Below are 16,414 nucleotides of genomic sequence, written 5' to 3'. Positions count from 1 at the left end.
TGACGTGCCGACCGCAGCCCCATGGCGACTGTGGTCCTCAAATGTTCCCCATCCGGCCGGTGCCAGGCGCGCCATGACACGCTGGCAATTCCGAAAGGCTCAGCCGCTGTTCTCCGGGTGGGTGAGGTTGACACCGGTGCGCGGGTCGAAGACATGCATGCGTGAGGTGTCCACCCACAGTTCGGCCCGGCCCCCCTCGGTGATGCGCGTGGACGCGTCGAGCCGGGTGACGATCTTGTTTGCTTCGGCTCCGGTCTCCTTCTGGCCGGAGTCGGCTGCCAGCTCCTCGAGTTCCGAGGTCATGGTCGGCTCCCAGCCCTCCTCGGTGACGTAGGCGTAGACATCCGAGCCGAGGGACTCGATCACTTCCACGGTCACGGTGAACCGCGTCCCTTCCCGGTCCGGATCCACCAGCGAGGCGTCCTCGAACGCTTCGGGCCGCAGCCCGACGATGAGGTCGCGCGGTGCGTTCTGGCGCTCCAGACTGCGACGGATCTCGTCGTTCACCGGAAGGTCACCGATGGCGGTCTGCATCCTGTTCTCCTCCAGCGTGGCGTGGATGAAGTTCATGGCGGGTGAGCCGATGAACCCCGCGACGAACAGGTTGCGCGGGGCGTCGTAGAGGTGCTGCGGGGTGCCGACCTGCTGGACGACCCCGCTGCGCATGACGACCACTCGGTCCCCGAGGGTCATGGCCTCGGTCTGGTCGTGGGTCACGTAGACGGTGGTGGTGGCCAGACGCTGCTGGAGGCGCGAGATCTGGGTGCGCATCTGCACCCGGAGCTTCGCGTCGAGGTTGGACAGCGGCTCGTCCATCAAGAACGCCTTGGGACTGCGGACGATGGCGCGGCCCATGGCGACACGCTGTCGCTGGCCACCTGAGAGGTTCGCCGGTTTCCGGTCCAGATGTTCCGTCAGGTCGAGGATCTGGGCGGCCTCCTCCACCTTGCTCTTGATGGTGGCCTTGTCGACCTTGGCCAGGCGCAGAGCGAAGCCCATGTTGTCGCGCACGGTCATGTGCGGATAGAGGGCGTAACTCTGGAAGACCATCGCGATGTCGCGGTCCTTGGGCGCCTTGTCGTTGACCACCTGGTCGCCGATGCGCAGGGTGCCGTCGGTGATGTCCTCCAGCCCGGCGATCATGTTGAGGGTCGTGGACTTGCCGCAACCGGAGGGACCGACCAGGATGACGAACTCCCCGTCTGCCACGGTGAGGTTGACGTCCCGCACGGCCAGGGCGCCGTCGGGATACCTCTTGGTGATGCCCTCGAGAACAATCTCGGCCACGGTCGGTGCTCCTTGTCCTGACGATCGGCTGCTGCCGGTCAGCCCTTGACGGCCCCGGACGTCAGTCCGGCGACGATGCGCCGCTGGAACAGCAGCACGAAGACGATGATCGGAATGGTGATTACCACCGCGGCGGCGGCGATCGAACCGGTGGGCTGCTGGAACGCGCTGCTCCCGGTGAAGAAGGCGAGCGCCGCCGGCACGGTGCGGGCCGCGGTCGTCGAGGTCAGGGAGATGGCGAACAGGAAGTCGTTCCAGCAGAAGATGAAGACGAGGATCGCGGTGGTGAACACGCCCGGCGCTGCCAGGGGTGCGATCACCAGCCGGAAGGCCTGGGCCGCAGTTGCCCCGTCGACCTTGGCCGCCTTCTCCAGATCCCAGGGGATCTCCCGGAAGAACGCCGAGAGGGTGTAGATCGCGAGCGGCAGGGAGAAGGTCATGTACGGGATGATCAGCCCCACCCAGGTGTCGAAGATCCCGATGATGCGCTCGATGTTGAACAGCGGGGACACCAGGGAGATCGGCGGGAACATCGCGATCAACAGGGACATACCGATCAGCAGCTTCTTGCCGGGGAAGCGAAGCCTCGCCACGGCATAGGCGGCCATGGTGCCGAGCACCACGGCGATCACCGTGGAGATCAGGGCGATACCGATCGAGTTGATCAGGGCACGGGTGAACTCCGAGGTGTCGAAGATGCCGCTGTAGTTCTCCCACGTCCACTTGTCGGGGACGAAGTTGCCGTCGGTGAGGGTGCTGGGGTCCTTGAACGACAGAGCCGCGATCCACCAGACCGGGAACAGTGCGTAGGCGATCACCACGATGTTGGTGATGGCCCAGCCGGTGATGTGCCTCTTGCCTGCGCTGGCCATCAGCGTCCTGCCTCCTCTGAACCGGGGGCGGCAGCCCCGAAGAGTTTGATGAAGCCGAAGGCGATCAGGCCGACGCAGATGAAGATGAGCACGGAGATTGCCGATCCGATGCCGAGGTTGAGTGACGTGAACAGGTTGTCGTAGCCGAGAATCGACACCGATCCTGTGCCATGAGCACCCGAGGTCAGGATGTAGATGTTGTCGAAGATCCGGAAGGCGTCCAGGGTGCGGAACAACAGGGCGACCAGGATGGCCGGCTTCATCAACGGCACCGTAACCAGAATAAAACGCTGCCAGGAGGACGCACCGTCGACCATGGCGGCGCGCAGCGTCTCCTCCGGCACCAGGGCGAGTCCGGCCAGCAGGAGCAGGGCCATGAAGGGGGTGGTCTTCCAGACCTCGGCGAGGATGATGATCCCGATGGCCGGCCACTGCTCGGTCAGCGGGGCTTCACCCGACGGAAGCAGCGCGGCGAGGTAGCCGGTGTCCGGAGTCCACGCGTACTGCCACGAGTAGGCGGCGACGACCGTGACGATGCCGTACGGGACGAGGATCGCGGTACGCACGGTCCCTCTGCCGAAGATGGCGCGGTGCATGACCAGGGCCAGCGCGAAGCCGAGGACGAGTTCCACGGCCACCGAGACGGCGGTGATGAACAGCGTGACCCAGAACGCCTCCCACCAGAAGTCGGAGGAGAGCACGGCCCCGTAGTTGCTCAGGCCCACCCACTTCGCCTGGTTCGGGAAGCGCAGGTCGTAGCGCTGCAGGGACAGATAGATCGCGTAGCCGATGGGGTAAGCCGTGACGGCGAGCATGACGACGACCGCGGGCGCGCACAGCAGCCAGCCCAGCCGTCGTTCCTGCCGTGCGCCCTCGGACAGTGCCTCGGCCGTGCCGGGGGCCGGAGCCGTAGCCGTAGCGGAGGTCGGGGTGTTCACGGGATCAGCCCCTTTGACTCGAGGGCGTCCTCGATCTGACTGCCGATTTCATCGACATCGCTTCGGGGATTGATCGCCGAGGGCGGGGAGAGCGTGTGCGAGATCGCGATGGACACGTTCTGGTAGGCGGGGGTCTGAGGGCGGGTGCTCGCGTTCTCCAGGGCCGAGAGCACGTCGGCGGCGAACGGGTAGCTCTTGATCAACGCCTTGTCGGAGTAGAGCGAGCGCAGGGTGGGCGGAAGTCCGCCCTCGATCGCCGCGGCCATCTGGTTCTGACGATTGCGCAGGCACAGGGCCGCCTCGAACGCGAGGTCCGGGTGGTTCGAATAGGCGCCGATGGCGAGGTCGATGCCGCCGATGGTCGGCTTCGCCGGCCGGCCGGGGTCCACTCCGGGGTACGGTGCCCAGCGGAAACTCTTGAAGAGCTTGGGCTGGTTCGCCTTCATCGAGGGATAGACGAACGGGTAGTTCAGCTCGAAGGCGGCGGTTCCCGACTCCATGGCCAGCCGGTTCTGGTCCTCCATCTGGTTGGACAGAGAGGGGTCCGCGGCGGGCGAGGTCGCCAGGTCGTGCATGATCGTGGCCGCCCGGACCGCGGGCGGGCCGAGCGAGGGTGCGGTGGCCGTACGGTTCAGGATCGAGCCGCCCGCGCTCTCCACGAGCGTGTTGAACCAGACCGTCAGACCCTCGTACTGGGCACCCTGGATCTCCACGAAGTGGGGCTTGCCCTGCTTCGCGAGGACGCGGGCCATGGCCAGCATCTCCGCCCAGGTCGTGGGGGGCTTGGGCACGAGATCGCTCCGGTACCACAGCAACTGGGTGTTGGTGTTGTACGGGACGGCGTACAGCCTGCCCTTCCACGTCGCCGTCTGCAGCGGCACTGCGAGCGTGCCCGCGGTGGCCTTGCGGCGATTGGCGCCTGTCCACGGCAGGATCCACTTGGCCTCGGCGAACTCCGCGGCCCAGGTGACATCGAGGCCCAGGATGTCCATGGCGCTGTCCTCGGCGGCGAGCCGGCGGACGAGCTGCTGACGCTGGCCGTCCGCGGCGCGCGGGAGCTTGTTGTACGAGATGCTGTACCGCCCGCCCGAAGAGCGGCTGCAGTTGCTCGCCGCACTGGCCAGGGCGCCCGAGTCGTCGGGGAAGTTGTACCAGTTCAGGCGGACCGGGCCGCCGGATTCCTCTGAGCCGCAGGACGTCAGCAGCCCGGCCAGCAGCGACAGCGCGGCGAGGCACCGCAGCCGTTGCGCGGCACGACGGCCGGCGGTTCGCGGCGATGCTTTGCCGCGCACCCGTACCGGACGGGCCTGTCCGTTCGTGCGCCCCACCATTCACCTCCCGGACCCGGCGGTCACCGGGTGCCTGGTCACCCCGCGCAGCGCCTTCGTCGGGCGAAGGTAGCCGCTCACCTGCCGTTGCCAGGCGCGACGCGGCGTGTCGTGGACGGAGATCCCCCGTATGGCCAGGGGGGCGGCGCGCGACCGGGAACTGGCGGGTGGATCCTGAAGGCAGGACTGCGTCGCGGCGGCTCCTGCGGCCGCGGGCGAGGAGGTGCGCGATGACTCATCGGACACTGGAGTGGAAGATCAGCGTCTATCTGTCCGAGGAGGACGGCAAGACGAAGGCGCGCGCGGTGCTGGACACGGGCACCACCACGCTCACCGGCCACGGGGTGGCCCACTGCAACCCCCAGGACGTGGACGTGCCGGCGATCGGCGACGAACTCGCGGCGAGCCGGGCCATGCGGGACATCGCCGGGAGGCTGATGCGGGCGGCGGACCGGGACCTGGAGGCAGTGGGCGCGGGTCCGGGGACGGGGCGCACGGGGCCGCCGTACGGCTGGTCGGACGCGGTGACATAGATCGACAGCGCTGCCCCGAGACCACTAAGTTGCCCACGACGGCGTCGAACTCGGTCTCTACGCCTCGGCCCGCCCCGCCCAGGTCCGGCGCTCCGAATCATCGAACACAGTCACGGCCGTCAACCTAGGGTGCAGGACCCCGTGAGCAGCACTTCGAGCGTTTCGCGCAGCATCGCGGTGACGTCGAAACGGCATGGACGCCGGCGAGGGGTCGGCCTTGCAGGCGTCCAGCATCGCGGCGGACGGCTGGGAGTGGGTCCACACGGCTCCGGCCACCATGACGGTGGCGCCCGCAAAGCGCATCGCGTCGTCGTCGCCGAGTTCCGGCACGTGTGCGCGCACCAGCCCGGCCAGTGCGCCGACGGCGTCGCCCTGCCCGTCACGGTCGCCTGACCGCGACGTCCGGGCTGCCGTCGCCGGACTGTCATTCCGCCGAGGGGAAGACCTGTTCCGTCCAGATCGTCTTCCCGGATTCCGTGTAACGGGTGCCCCATCGGTGAACCAGCTGCGCGACGATGAACAGACCACGCCCGCCTTCGTCCTCCTCCTCGCTGTGGCGCAGATGTGGCGAGGTGTGGCCGGCGTCCGCGACCTCGCACAGGAGCGTGCGGTCACGGATGAGGCGCAGCTGCAACGGCCCCGCGGCATGCCTGACGGCGTTGGTGACCAGCTCGCTCACGACGAGTTCGGTCGAGAACGTCAGCTCTTCCAGGTCCCATTCGCGCAGCTGACCGGTAGCCAGTTCCCTGGCATGGCCCACCGCGACCGGTTCCGCGGGCAGTTCCCAGTGGGCCACCTGTCCGGGGTCGAGTTCCCGGGTACGTACGAGCAGCAGTGCCGTGTCGTCGGCGGTCGTACCGTACGGCAGGAGTTCCGACAGAGTGCGGTCGCACAGCTCTTCCAGCGACCTGCCGCGCTCGCCGAGCACTCGCCCCAGGGTGTTGAGGCCCTGATCGATGTCGCGGCCGCGGGTTTCGACCAGGCCGTCGGTGAACAGGGCTATGAGACTGCCCACCGGCAGGTCGAGCTCCTTCGACTCGAACGGCAGACCGCCGAGCCCCAGCGGCGGACCGGCCGGGAGGTCCGGAAAGGACAGACGGCCCTCGGGGTCCACGACCGCCGGTGGCAGATGCCCCGCCCGGGCCATGGTGCAGCGTCGCGAGACCGGATCGTAGACGGCGTAGAGACAGGTCGCCCCGGTGGCATCGTCCTCGCGCGGCTCGATGGGCGGACCCACCGCGTCCATCAGATCCTCCGCCGACTGGCCCACCAGATCGTCGAGCCGGGTGAGCAACTCGTCGGGGGACAAGTCCAGTTGGGCGAGCGCGCGTACGGTCGTGCGCAGCCGGCCCATGGTCGCCGCCGCCTGCAGGCCATGGCCGACCACGTCGCCCACGACGAGCCCGACCCGGGTTCCGGACAGTGCGATGACGTCGAACCAGTCGCCGCCCACCCCTGTCACGTCGTCGGTGGGCAGATAGCGGTAGGCAAGGTCGACCGCTGTCTGCTGCGGCAGGTGGCGGGGCAGCAGTTGGCGCTGAAGGGCGAGTGAGGCCGCACGTTCACGGGAGTAGCGTCGCGCGTTGTCGATGGACACCGCTGTACGGCCCGCCAGTTCGTCGGCGAGAGCTATCTCGCCGTTGTCGAAGGTGGCCGACGGTGCCCGCCGGAAAGTGACCAGTCCCAGCGGGCTGCCCCCGGCCCGCAACGGAACGACCAGGGTGTCGTCCGCGAGCACGAGCCCGCCCGAGGAGAGGCTGCGCAGCTGCGGGGAACCCGGGGGGTAGTCGACAGGAGAAGGCGGATTCGGCTTCTCCTGCTCGCCCGTTCCGGTCGCCGTGGCCGATCGCGAAGCGACCCGTACGAGAGCGCCCCCAGCCGGGCCACCGGCGCCCAGCGCCTCGCCCTCCACCACTTCCTCGACGAGGTCGACCGTGACGGCGTCGGCGAATTCCGGGACCGCCACCTCGGCGATCTCCTCCGCGGTCACCATCACGTCGAGGACGGTGCCGATTCCGCGGCCGGCTTCGACGAGGAGGGCCAGCCGCTTCTGCGCCTCGTAGCGATCGGTGATGTCGAACGCGTCCTCGCAGACGCCGAAGACATGCCCGTCCGCGTCCTGCAGCCGGTAGTAGGAGCACGACCACAGGTGCTCGACGTCTGGATCGCTGGGCGGCCGGCCACGGAAGTGCAGGTCGACGATCGGCTCTCCGGTGTCGAGTACCTGGTTCATGACCGAGTCGAGGGTGTTCGGGTAGCCCTCGGTCATAAAGCTTCCCTCGGAGTACAGCTCATCGGCCCGCAGACCGCGGAACTCGGCGAACGGCAGCCCGATCTCCCGCTCGTACGCGGCATTGCACCACGTCAGCCGCAGGTCGGTGTCATAGATGCCCAGGCCGACGGGCGACTGGGTGGCCAGCCCGTGCAGCAGCGCCAGCCGGGACTCCCACAGCCGCAGACTCTCCAGTGCCGTCGCGACGAGGACATGGGCCGCCGTGCCGGTGCCGGGCAGGGAACTCACCGCTGTGGCCACGAGCAGCGAGCGGCCGTCACTGTGCACGGCGACGCGGATTTCGCCGCCGCTCAGCGGGGCACCCAGGGCCGAGCCCGGCTCGTCGGCCGCAGTGAGCCCGGAGGACTGCCGGGGCGGCAGGAAGGTGTCCAGGGGCTTTCCGATGATCTCGTCCTGGGCGTATCCGAAGAGTTCCTCGGCCGTGCGGCTCCATCCGATGACCGTGTCCTGGGCATCCAGAACCACCGTGGCAGCCCTGGCGACATCGAGCGGACCACGGAAATCGGCACTCTTCGCCGCGCCCCATGCGCTCATAGCGCAACACCAGCCCGGTTCATTGCCTCCAGAATCCGCCCTGTCCGCGACCGGCACAACCGGGTGGGCGCTCCCGTACGCATTGATGTGCGGGCGCTCACGGCGCGTCGCCGACTCGCTGCGGCTCGTCGGGAGAGACCACCGACCGGGTCAGCGGGATCCGGGAGAGCGCGAAGACTCCCGTGGCGATCATGACGAGGCCGAGCAGTTGCGGGAGCAGCCACCAGCCGGAGCGGACATGTTCCTCGTACAGAGTGATACCGAGGGCCAGGCTCACCGTCGCGTCGCCGAGGGTCAGTGCGGGCTGGGAGGCGACCAGGGGGCCCGCCTGCATCGCGTTCTCCAACAGGAAGAGCGCTCCCCCGCCGACCGCCGCGAAGGCGTAGGTCTGCCATGCGGTGAAGAACGCCACGATCCCCTCGTCGTCCAGGATGTGCATCGCCGCCTTCATGAGAGCCGCGGTGAGCGCGTAGCTGATGGCGGTCGCCGCGCCGAAGCAGGCGGCGCGTGACCGGCCCTCGGGGCGTTTGAGTGCCGCCAGGGCGAGGATGACGACAAGTCCCAGGCACGCCGCGAGCGCGGGGACCCAGCGGTCCAGCGCCACGTGGGTGCGGTTGCCCGTGGGGGACGCTGCGGCGAGGGCGACGGCCAGACCCGCCACCACACCGGTCACTGCCACCCAGCCGACGCGCGGGAGGTGCCGCCGCATCAGCAGCGAGGCGACGATCAGGGTGAGCGGCAGTTCCAGGACGAACAGCGGCTGAACGATCGTCAGTGGCCCGGTCACCAGGGCCAGCGCCTGGCAGACGGCGGCCGCGATGACGGCAAGGATTCCGGCCAGCCAGACGCGGTGCTTGAGCAGATCGAGCATCAGCCCCGCGCGCAGGCCCTCGGAGCGCGGCACGGTGAGGGCCGCCTTGCGCTGGAGCACGGTGGCGACCGCGTTGCTGAGTGCCGCGCAGAGAGCGAAGAGGACCGGCAGCAGGAGGTGCACGGTGGTCGGCCTCCCGCTCTCAGGGTTCGTCGAGGTTCAGTCCCGCGGAGGGCTGCGCGAAGAGCCGTCTGGCGTTCTCGTCGAGGGCGGCGAAGCCTTCGACCAGTTGCGCCGCGACCCGCCAGCCGACGTCCGACGCTCCGCTCGTCGCTCCGTCCGGCCCGCCGTCCGACGGCTCGTCACCCGGTGGCTCGTCACCCGGCGGGTCTACGAGCGTGGGCATCGGGGCGAACTCCCAGACGTGGAAGGCCTTTCCGGTGAACGTCTCGCTCACGGGCGATCCTTCGAGCCGCTGCCTCAGGAAGAACTCCAGCCGGGTATGGGCGCGCCAGCGGCCACCGGGCAGCCGCTCGGGCCGGGACAGCTGCTCCACGACGTGGGATTCGTCGAAGAACTCCGCGCGGGCTTCGAGAAAGTCCCGCAGCCCTTGATCGCCCTGCCGGATAAGCCCGTTGACGAAGCCCGTACGGAAGTCGTCGGTGAGGATTTCGTCTCGCATCCGCTCCGCCGGGACATGGGCCTGGAGCAGTGCGAAGTACCGCTCGATCGTGTTCCAGATCAGCGGGGCAGCACGCTCGGCAGACATACGACCTCCCACGTAACGCAGGGGTCCGGCGCCCCGCGGCGCCACGGGGCCGGGTCCGTGCACTCACTGCCATGGTGGCCCCGGCCGGCGCTCTCCCGCGATCCGGCCGATCCTCCGCCGCGCGGCACCGGCACCGGTACAGGCCCGGGCTGCGGACCCGCGGCCCCGAGCCGACAATGGCCCGAGGGATCAAGGGCGCATGCCCGAACGACTCGCGACGCTGCGGCGGCGTCGCCCGAGAGGAACGTGCCCATGCGCGCAGAGTCGTCATCGGCCGCGCGAACGGGGGCCTCTGTCGCGGCCACGGTCGCGCTGTTCTGTATGGGCCAGCGGCTCGTCGTCCACGGCAAGGTGCCGCCGCTGTCCGTGCACGGACCCCGGCCGCCCGCGGACATGGGGCCCGGCAACCGTGAGATCCGGCCGTGAGCCGGGCACGCCCCGCCGAGGCGGACTCGCGGCGCCACCGCGCTGTCGCGCGGAAGGCGGACCGTACGGAAATCGTGCACCGGGCGGTCCGGGTGACCACGGCCTCGTGCGCCGGGTTCTATCCCTTCGTGTACTGGGTGAATCAGCCGGAGCCGGCCCTGTACGCCCTGTTCGGACCGGTGGCACTCGGGATACTGTCCCCCATCCCCGGCTCCGGGCGGCAGCGGGCGGCCGTGATGCTGCGCGCGCTGCCGGTCGGCCTGGTGCTCGTCGCTCTGGGCACGGTGCTGGCCGTCGAAACCTGGGCGGCGGTTCTCGGGATGCTGGTGGTCGGCTTCGCTCTCGCCTTCGCGGCGGTCGCGGGGCCCCGGCCGGCCGGAGCGGCACCCGGGCTCCAGCTCTTCTACATCCTGGCCTGCTTTCCGCCGTACGCACCGGACTCCCTGGGGTCGCGGCTGGCCGGACTCACACTGGGCGTGCTGCTGCTCGCGGCGTGCGAGGTCTTCCTGCTGCCCGCGGCGCCGGCCGTCTCCTACCGGGAGAGCCTGACGGAGGCCGTCGCGACCGCCGGTCGCGCGGCGGCCGCGGCAGCGGCCGGAGAGGGCGGCGACTCTGCGGACCGCTTGCGGGCGACCGGCCGGCGGCTGCGGCTCTCCCGACTTCCACCCGCCGAACGGCCCGCCGGGGCCGGGCGCTCGGCCCGCGCCCTGGCCCAGGCCGGAGCCGCGGCGCGCAGACTCCTCGACGAACTGGCACAGCTCGGCGCAACCCCGTCGGCCGGCCGGGACGCGGAGGCAGAGGCGGATGCCCCACCGCACGGCCGGGACGCGGAGGCGGATGCCGCGTCGGCCGACATGCTCGCCCGCGTCGCCGCGCACTGCGCCTCCACCGCACAGGCCCTGCGCACCGGCCACCCGCCCCCGAGGTCGGCCGCCCCCGCCCTGGACACGGCGATACAGCGCTTCCAAGCGCTGCGTGTCGCACGGGCTGCCCGGCCACCGCAGACCGCGCCGCCGGTCCCCGCACTGCGCCGCCAGGCCGGGGTACTGGGCGTGGCCGAATCGGCGCGGATCCTGCAGACCGCCGTACGTGTCGGGCTGGACGGCAGGCGCACTGCGCCGATCCAGCCGCACGCACTCTTCTGGTACGCCGACGCTCGCACCCCGTACCTGTGGTGGCGCCGCCTCGCCGGCCATACGACGCTGCGTTCGGTCCTCTTCCAGAACGCCACCCGGACCGCGCTCGGGCTGGGCGCCGCCCGCCTGATCGCCGGATCGCTGGACCTGTCCCACGGCTTCTGGGTGCTGCTCGCCGTGCTCACCCTCGGCCGCACGACCGCCGGGGCCACCTGGACGGCCGTGCGTTCCGCGCTGATCGGCACGCTCGTCGGCGCGGTCGCCGCCGGCACGCTCCTGCTCGTCGTCGGACGGCACACCGATGCGTACGCGGCGGTGCTGGCGCCCGCCATGCTGGCCGCCTTCGCTCTCGGACCGCTCTTCGGGATCGCCTGGGCGCAGGCCCTGTTCACGCTGGTGGTGTCGGCCGCGTTCGCCCAGATCGCCCCCGCCTCCTGGCAGTTGGCCGAGGACAGGATCCTGGACGTGGTCACGGGCAGCGCGATCGGTCTGCTGTGCGGGCTCCTCGCCTGGCCGGCCGGGGCCCGGCGCGAGGTACGAAGAACCATGTCCGAGCTGCTGCGCTCCTGCGGCCCGCTGATCACCGGGACGGTGCGGGTGCTGCTCGCCACCCCGCCGGGAACAGCGCACGCACCACCCACTTTCCCGGTCGTCCACCGACTCCGCCTCGCCGAGGCCGCGTACTTCCAACTCCGGAGCGAACCGGGCGATTCGTCGGCCGATCCCATGGACTGGCACGCCGCACTGATCACGGCGAACCATGTGCTGCTCGGCGCCCACTGGCTGCCCCGCTTCGACCTGCCGCCGACCGGCATTCCCCCGGACGCCGCCGCTTGGGCTCGTACGACCGCCGAACAGCTCGTCCGGGCCACCGACCGGATCGCCGCGCTCTGCGCCGACGAGAACCGGGCGCCAGGGCCGCTCGCCCCCGTGACGTACCACCCGCCGCCCGGGGTGCGGGGCTTCGCTCCCCTGCCGATGCTGATCGACCTGGAGCAGTGGCTGAGCAGCCTCGTGGCCCAACTCACGCATATCGAGAGCTCGGTGCCCCCCGGGAAGTGAGGTGCCGCGCGGGAAGGCACGGCGAGCGGTCCCGACGCCGGGCCCTCGCGGCGGCCCAGCGTTCTACGTGCCCGGCTCCCGGTCGACCGGGCGCATGATTCCCAGCAGCAACTGCACCAGTTCGTCCACGACCTGATCGAGCGTCGCGTCCACCCAGCCCGCCTTCCAGTCGTGCAGCAGGCCGTTCACGCTTCCGATGAAGGCCGCCGCGGCGACGCGATAGTCCCGCGGTGCCGCCTCGCCTCGTTCGACCGCCGCTGCCGCCTCGGCGCAGATCAGGTCCACCCAGCGCGAACGCCGGGCCAGACGCTGTTCCTCCAGCCGCGGGCTGACACCGATGATCTCGACGAAGGTGATGCGTATACGACGCGGGTCGCCGGTGACGTTGGCGGCGTAGGCGCGGAACGCCGCCGCGACGCGTTGCGCGATCGGCATGCCTTCGGCTTCGGCGAGCGCGGCCAGCGCTGCCTCCTCCGCCCAGTCGTTGACCTGGAGGTGCAGAGCGGCGAGTACGTCTTCGAGGGTGCGGAACTCCTCGTAGAACTGACGGGTGGACAGCCCCGCCGCCTCGCTCAGCGCCGCCACGGTCGTGGCCCGGTATCCGGGGCTGTCGCCGAAGAGCTGGAGTGCGGCGTCGAGGAACCGCCGGCGCCGTTCGGCCTGTCGTTCCTCGGCGGACCTGCCCCCGTAGCGGCCCGTCGGTTGTCTGAGCCTGCCGGCCACGCGTCCCTCCCTCGTCGGTCCGGCCATTTTCTCGTGTCGCGAGTCTTGTGGACCTCACCGACTGTCGTTACTTTCCAGTAGCCCAGTCTGAAGCGGCCCGTATTCAGACTCTGCCTGCCGCAGCTCTTCGCGCAAGCCCGTCCGGTAGCGCCCCCCACGGAAGGAACGACGACGATGTCTCTGCCCGCAAGCCGGCGTCCACAGCGGTTCACCCGGCGCGCGTTCGGCGCACTCGCCACAGCCGTCGCCATGGCCGTCGCAGGTTCCACGACGGCTGTCGCCGCACCCGCCGCGACTGCCGACACCGCCGCCGCCGGTCTCAAGGAGGTGATGTTCGTGGGCAACAACTGGGACGGCACCGCCGACGTCATCAACTCACGCGGCGACTTCGCAAAGATCGGCCGCATCAACGTCATACCGGACAAGGACCAGCGGCTCACCGAGATCTATCTCAACCCCGTCAAGCTCATCTACTTCCTCGGCATCCGCAACGGCCCCGGCGAAGGACACGACCAGTTCGTCGACGACATGTACTCCACGCCCGACGGCACGGCCATGGTCGTCTCCCGCCCGAGCTTCGCCGACGTCGTGTCGATCGATCTCGCCTCGGGACGGATCAACTGGCGCTTCCCCGTGTCCGGTTACCGCTCCGACCACATGACGGTCTCGCCCGACGGCACACGCGTCGCCGTGTCGGCCTCGACCTCGAACACCGTGCATGTACTCGACATCCGGACCGGCCAGCAGCTCGGCTCGTTCAAGACCGGCGACAAACCGCACGAGAACGTCTTCACCGACGGCGGCAGATATCTGTGGAACATGTCGATCGGCGAGGTCAACACCGCCCTCGACGATCCCGCGTGGGACTGGACGAAGGGCGACCGCCGCATCACCGTCGTCGATGCCGCCACCTTCAAGGAGGTCAGGGTCATCGACATGCGCGCCCGCCTCGACGCCTTCGGCCGCAAGGACCTGTCCGACGCGGTACGACCCGTCGCCTTCACCCCGGACGAGTCGAAGCTCTACTTCCAGGTCTCGTTCTTCAACGGCTTCCTCGAGTACGACGTCGCTTCCGACAAGATCACCCGGGCGAAGACTCTGCCGAAGAATCCCGCGACCAGCGAGGACCGCAGCACCTGGGTCAACGACTCGCGCCACCATGGCATGTCGATGAACGCCGCGGGCGACAAGCTGTGCATCGCGGGGACGATGGACGACTACGCGACGATCGTCGACAGGGCATCCCTCCAGGAGGGGCCGCTGGTGGCTGCCTCCAAGCCGTACTGGGCGACCGTCAGCGGTGACGGCGGATCCTGCGTCATCTCCGAGAGCGGCGCCGACCGCGTCACCGCGATCGACTTCGCCACCGGCAGGAAGGTCGCGTCCGTCGCGGTCGGCGACCACCCGCAGCGTGTACGGATCGCTCATGTGGCGGCCGACTGGACCGGGCCTGGCGCGCGCTGACCGCCAACGGGCCTGCCGGGCCGTGACCGCTACCGGACCCGCCGGTAGCTGCTGCCGTCCTTCGTCCGGTCCAGCAGGCTCGCCACGACCAGGTGGCGGCGCAGCGCCGAACGGTCCTCGTACACCGTGAGCAGAGCGTCAGCGGCGTCGCCGGGATGCGTCAATGAGCGCGGGCGGCGTGTAGTAGAAGTCGTTCCTGTTCAGGTCCGTGCCCGGAGGCACGATCTCGTCGATCCGGTCCAGGACGTCCGCGCTCAACTCGACGTAGACGCCAGCCAGCAGGTCCTCCAGGTGCTCGCTCGTCCGCGGGCCGATGATCACCGAGGTGACGGCCGGGTGGGCGCGTACGAACGCGATCGCCAGATGCGGGAGCTTCAGGCCCGCCTCGTCGGCCAGCTTCGTCAGTTCGCCGAGGGCCTCCAGCTTGCGGGCGTTGCCGGGCACCGACGGGTCGAACTTGTGCCGCTCGAGGGCCGCCCGCCCGCTCCCCTCCGTGAGGTTGATGTCCGTCGGCCTGGCGTACTTGCCGGAGAGCCAGCCCGCGCTGAGCGGGCCCCAGGTCAGCACACCCAGGCCGTAGCGCTGAGCGGTCGGCAGCACGGCGGCCTCGACGCCGCGAGCCAGGATGGAGTACGGCGGTTGCTCGGTGCGGAACCGGATGTGGCCGCGCCGCTCGGCCGTCCACTGGGCCTCGACGATCTGTTCCGCCGGGAAGGTGGAGTGGCCGATCACACGCACCTTGCCCGCCCGTACGAGATCCGACAGGACGGACAGGGTCTCGTCGATGTCGGTGTCCGCGTCGGGCCGGTGCACCTGGTAGAGGTCGATGTAGTCGGTGCCCAGGCGGCGAAGGCTGTTCTCCACGGCGTGGGTGAGCCAACGCCGTGAGTTTCCGCTGTTGTTGGGGTCGTCGCCCATCGAGCTGCTGCCCTTGGTGGCGACGACGACCTCGTCCCGGCGGCCCTTGAGGGCCTTGCCGACGATCTCCTCCGACTCGCCCATGCTGTAGACGTCGGCCGTGTCCACGACGTTGATCCCGGCGTCCAGCGCCTGGTGGATCATACGGACCGACTCGTGCGGGTCGGCGTTGCCCCAGGCGCCGAACATCATGGCGCCCAGCGCGTACTCGCTGACCGAGATTCCCGTGCCGCCGAGGATTCTGCGCTTCATGAGAGCCACCTCTTTCGTATGCGTCGTGCACGCCGTCACTCACGCGGTGGTGATGACAACCTTGCCTCGGATGTGCTTCCCGGCGAAGTCGGCGACGGCCTGTACGGCGTTGTCCAAGGGGTAGCGCGCGCCGATCTCCACCTGCAGCCGCCCGTCCGCGGCGCGGGCCGCCAGGTCTTCCAGATCGCCCGGCTGCGCCTGGAACGAGCCGATGTAGACCGGCGAGACATCGCGCCCCAGTTCGGCGGGCCCGAAGAGCGGCGACACCAGCCGGCCGCCCGGACGCACGGCACGCGCGGTGTCGGTGAGCCGCTCGCCCATGTTGACCACGTCGACGACGACATCGACCCCGCCGGGGACCAGGCGCAAGGTCTCCTCCACCACGTCGGCTCTCCTGTAGTCGACGGTGTAGGCGGCGCCGAGGCCGCGCAGATACCCCTCGTCCTCCTCGGTCGCCGTGGCGACCACCCGGGCTCCCAGTGCCGTGGCCAACTGCACGGCGTACAGCCCGATGCCGCCGGTGGCCCCGACGACCAGCACGCTCTCACCCTCCGCGAGCGCGACGGCGCGCAGCAGGCAGACGGCGGTGAGCCCCGATTCGGGCATGGCGGCCGCGTGCGCGCTGTCCAGGCCCGCGGGCCGCCGGGCGAGCAGAGGGCCGGGCGACGCCACCGTGTACTCGGCGACGGCGCCGGCCTGTCCGGTGAAGGCGAGCACCGGATCACCCGGCGCGTATCCGGACACGCCCTCCCCCACCTCCGCAACGGTGCCCGCCGCGTCCATTCCGACCACCAGCGGATGGGCAGCCGGGTAGCTCTCCTTCGCCGCGCCCGTGATCAGCATCAGGTCGAGCGGATTGAGCGCCGCGGCCTCGACCTTGATCAGCACCTGGCCCGCCTCCGGGGTGGGAGTGGGGTGCTCGGTGACGCTGATCCGGTCCAGCGGTGTGTAGTCGGATGCGACGAGGGCTTTCACGGGCGGCTCCCTGACGAGATGTGGGTGCCTCCCTTTTACGGCGTCGGACCTGCCCAAGCGAGGAGCCCGACCGTACGAGCCGCCGAACGAGGG

At 69.9% G+C, this 16,414-nt stretch carries 16 protein-coding genes; 4 read left to right on the top strand and 12 right to left on the bottom strand.

Going from position 1 to position 16,414, the window contains the following annotated elements:
• Positions 1-99 precede the first annotated feature (99 nt).
• The 4 genes from OG905_RS36760 to OG905_RS36745 are packed head-to-tail and all read right to left on the bottom strand — an operon-like array spanning position 100 to position 4,428.
• The gene (locus OG905_RS36760; protein WP_328681340.1) at positions 100-1,287 is read right to left on the bottom strand and encodes an ABC transporter ATP-binding protein; all 1,188 of its coding nucleotides are present in this window, start codon (positions 1,285-1,287) and stop codon (positions 100-102) included.
• Positions 1,288-1,325: 38 nt separating this feature from the next.
• Positions 1,326-2,159 carry a carbohydrate ABC transporter permease gene (locus tag OG905_RS36755; RefSeq protein ID WP_328681337.1) on the bottom strand — a complete coding sequence of 278 codons (834 nt, stop codon included), beginning with the start codon at positions 2,157-2,159 and terminating at the stop codon, positions 1,326-1,328.
• Positions 2,159-3,097, bottom strand: a complete 939-nt coding sequence (locus tag OG905_RS36750) for a carbohydrate ABC transporter permease (protein WP_328681335.1) — start codon at positions 3,095-3,097, stop codon at positions 2,159-2,161. Before OG905_RS36750 ends, OG905_RS36755 begins: the two co-directional genes overlap by 1 nt.
• On the bottom strand, positions 3,094-4,428 hold the full coding sequence (locus OG905_RS36745) for an ABC transporter substrate-binding protein (protein ID WP_328681333.1): 1,335 nt from the start codon (positions 4,426-4,428) through the stop codon (positions 3,094-3,096). Before OG905_RS36745 ends, OG905_RS36750 begins: the two co-directional genes overlap by 4 nt.
• 227 nt (positions 4,429-4,655) lie before the next feature.
• On the opposite strand from OG905_RS36745, the gene OG905_RS36740 reads away from it, so the two are divergent.
• A complete protein-coding gene (locus OG905_RS36740; protein WP_328681332.1) occupies positions 4,656-4,958 on the top strand; it encodes a dsRBD fold-containing protein in 303 nt (100 codons plus the stop codon).
• 57 nt (positions 4,959-5,015) lie between these two features.
• Here the strand turns inward: OG905_RS36740 and OG905_RS36735 are convergent, their stop codons facing one another.
• The 4 genes from OG905_RS36735 to OG905_RS36720 form a co-directional block, all read right to left on the bottom strand.
• Positions 5,016-5,261, bottom strand: a complete 246-nt coding sequence (locus OG905_RS36735; protein WP_443044111.1) for a hypothetical protein — start codon at positions 5,259-5,261, stop codon at positions 5,016-5,018.
• Between the two features lie 121 nt (positions 5,262-5,382).
• Complete coding sequence (locus tag OG905_RS36730) at positions 5,383-7,785, bottom strand: SpoIIE family protein phosphatase (RefSeq protein ID WP_328681329.1); 2,403 nt, start codon at positions 7,783-7,785, stop codon at positions 5,383-5,385.
• Positions 7,786-7,882: 97 nt separating this feature from the next.
• Positions 7,883-8,779, bottom strand: a complete 897-nt coding sequence (locus OG905_RS36725; protein WP_328681328.1) for a DMT family transporter — start codon at positions 8,777-8,779, stop codon at positions 7,883-7,885.
• A 19-nt stretch (positions 8,780-8,798) separates the two neighbouring features.
• Complete coding sequence (locus OG905_RS36720; RefSeq protein WP_328681326.1) at positions 8,799-9,365, bottom strand: hypothetical protein; 567 nt, start codon at positions 9,363-9,365, stop codon at positions 8,799-8,801.
• Between the two features lie 252 nt (positions 9,366-9,617).
• Here OG905_RS36720 and OG905_RS36715 point away from each other — a divergent pair, with 252 nt between their 5' ends.
• Both OG905_RS36715 and OG905_RS36710 read left to right on the top strand, forming a co-directional pair.
• The gene (locus tag OG905_RS36715) at positions 9,618-9,791 is read left to right on the top strand and encodes a hypothetical protein (RefSeq protein WP_328681325.1); all 174 of its coding nucleotides are present in this window, start codon (positions 9,618-9,620) and stop codon (positions 9,789-9,791) included.
• On the top strand, positions 9,788-11,989 hold the full coding sequence (locus tag OG905_RS36710; RefSeq protein ID WP_443044033.1) for an FUSC family protein: 2,202 nt from the start codon (positions 9,788-9,790) through the stop codon (positions 11,987-11,989). The genes OG905_RS36715 and OG905_RS36710 overlap by 4 nt, the downstream gene beginning before the upstream one ends.
• 63 nt (positions 11,990-12,052) lie before the next feature.
• Here OG905_RS36710 and OG905_RS36705 read toward each other — a convergent pair whose 3' ends face one another.
• Entirely contained in the window at positions 12,053-12,712 is a 660-nt protein-coding gene (locus OG905_RS36705; protein WP_328681323.1) for a TetR/AcrR family transcriptional regulator, read from the bottom strand.
• 174 nt (positions 12,713-12,886) lie between these two features.
• Here OG905_RS36705 and OG905_RS36700 point away from each other — a divergent pair, with 174 nt between their 5' ends.
• Positions 12,887-14,176 carry a YncE family protein gene (locus tag OG905_RS36700; RefSeq protein WP_443044032.1) on the top strand — a complete coding sequence of 430 codons (1,290 nt, stop codon included), beginning with the start codon at positions 12,887-12,889 and terminating at the stop codon, positions 14,174-14,176.
• 29 nt (positions 14,177-14,205) lie between these two features.
• Here the strand turns inward: OG905_RS36700 and OG905_RS36695 are convergent, their stop codons facing one another.
• The 3 genes from OG905_RS36695 to OG905_RS36685 are packed head-to-tail and all read right to left on the bottom strand — an operon-like array spanning position 14,206 to position 16,321.
• On the bottom strand, positions 14,206-14,340 hold the full coding sequence (locus OG905_RS36695) for a DUF2087 domain-containing protein (RefSeq protein ID WP_443044031.1): 135 nt from the start codon (positions 14,338-14,340) through the stop codon (positions 14,206-14,208).
• Entirely contained in the window at positions 14,315-15,346 is a 1,032-nt protein-coding gene (locus OG905_RS36690) for an aldo/keto reductase (RefSeq protein ID WP_328681322.1), read from the bottom strand. The genes OG905_RS36695 and OG905_RS36690 overlap by 26 nt, the downstream gene beginning before the upstream one ends.
• A 39-nt stretch (positions 15,347-15,385) precedes the next feature.
• A complete protein-coding gene (locus tag OG905_RS36685) occupies positions 15,386-16,321 on the bottom strand; it encodes an NADP-dependent oxidoreductase (RefSeq protein ID WP_328681320.1) in 936 nt (311 codons plus the stop codon).
• Between the last annotated feature and the right edge of the window lie 93 nt (positions 16,322-16,414).

Source organism: Streptomyces sp. NBC_00322 (assembly GCF_036147535.1).
In the GTDB taxonomy this organism is placed as follows: domain Bacteria; phylum Actinomycetota; class Actinomycetes; order Streptomycetales; family Streptomycetaceae; genus Streptomyces.
Note: the sequence above shows the minus strand (reverse complement) of the source record. Positions and strands in the feature narration are given on the sequence as shown.

Coding starts and splice junctions, on each gene's coding strand:
- OG905_RS36755 (WP_328681337.1), bottom strand. CDS start 2,159: ATGGCCAGCGCAGGCAAGAGGCACATCACCGGCTGGGCCATCACCAAC.
- OG905_RS36745 (WP_328681333.1), bottom strand. CDS start 4,428: ATGGTGGGGCGCACGAACGGACAGGCCCGTCCGGTACGGGTGCGCGGC.
- OG905_RS36740 (WP_328681332.1), top strand. CDS start 4,656: ATGACTCATCGGACACTGGAGTGGAAGATCAGCGTCTATCTGTCCGAG.
- OG905_RS36735 (WP_443044111.1), bottom strand. CDS start 5,261: ATGCGCTTTGCGGGCGCCACCGTCATGGTGGCCGGAGCCGTGTGGACC.
- OG905_RS36730 (WP_328681329.1), bottom strand. CDS start 7,785: ATGAGCGCATGGGGCGCGGCGAAGAGTGCCGATTTCCGTGGTCCGCTC.
- OG905_RS36720 (WP_328681326.1), bottom strand. CDS start 9,365: ATGTCTGCCGAGCGTGCTGCCCCGCTGATCTGGAACACGATCGAGCGG.
- OG905_RS36715 (WP_328681325.1), top strand. CDS start 9,618: ATGCGCGCAGAGTCGTCATCGGCCGCGCGAACGGGGGCCTCTGTCGCG.
- OG905_RS36700 (WP_443044032.1), top strand. CDS start 12,887: ATGTCTCTGCCCGCAAGCCGGCGTCCACAGCGGTTCACCCGGCGCGCG.
- OG905_RS36690 (WP_328681322.1), bottom strand. CDS start 15,346: ATGAAGCGCAGAATCCTCGGCGGCACGGGAATCTCGGTCAGCGAGTAC.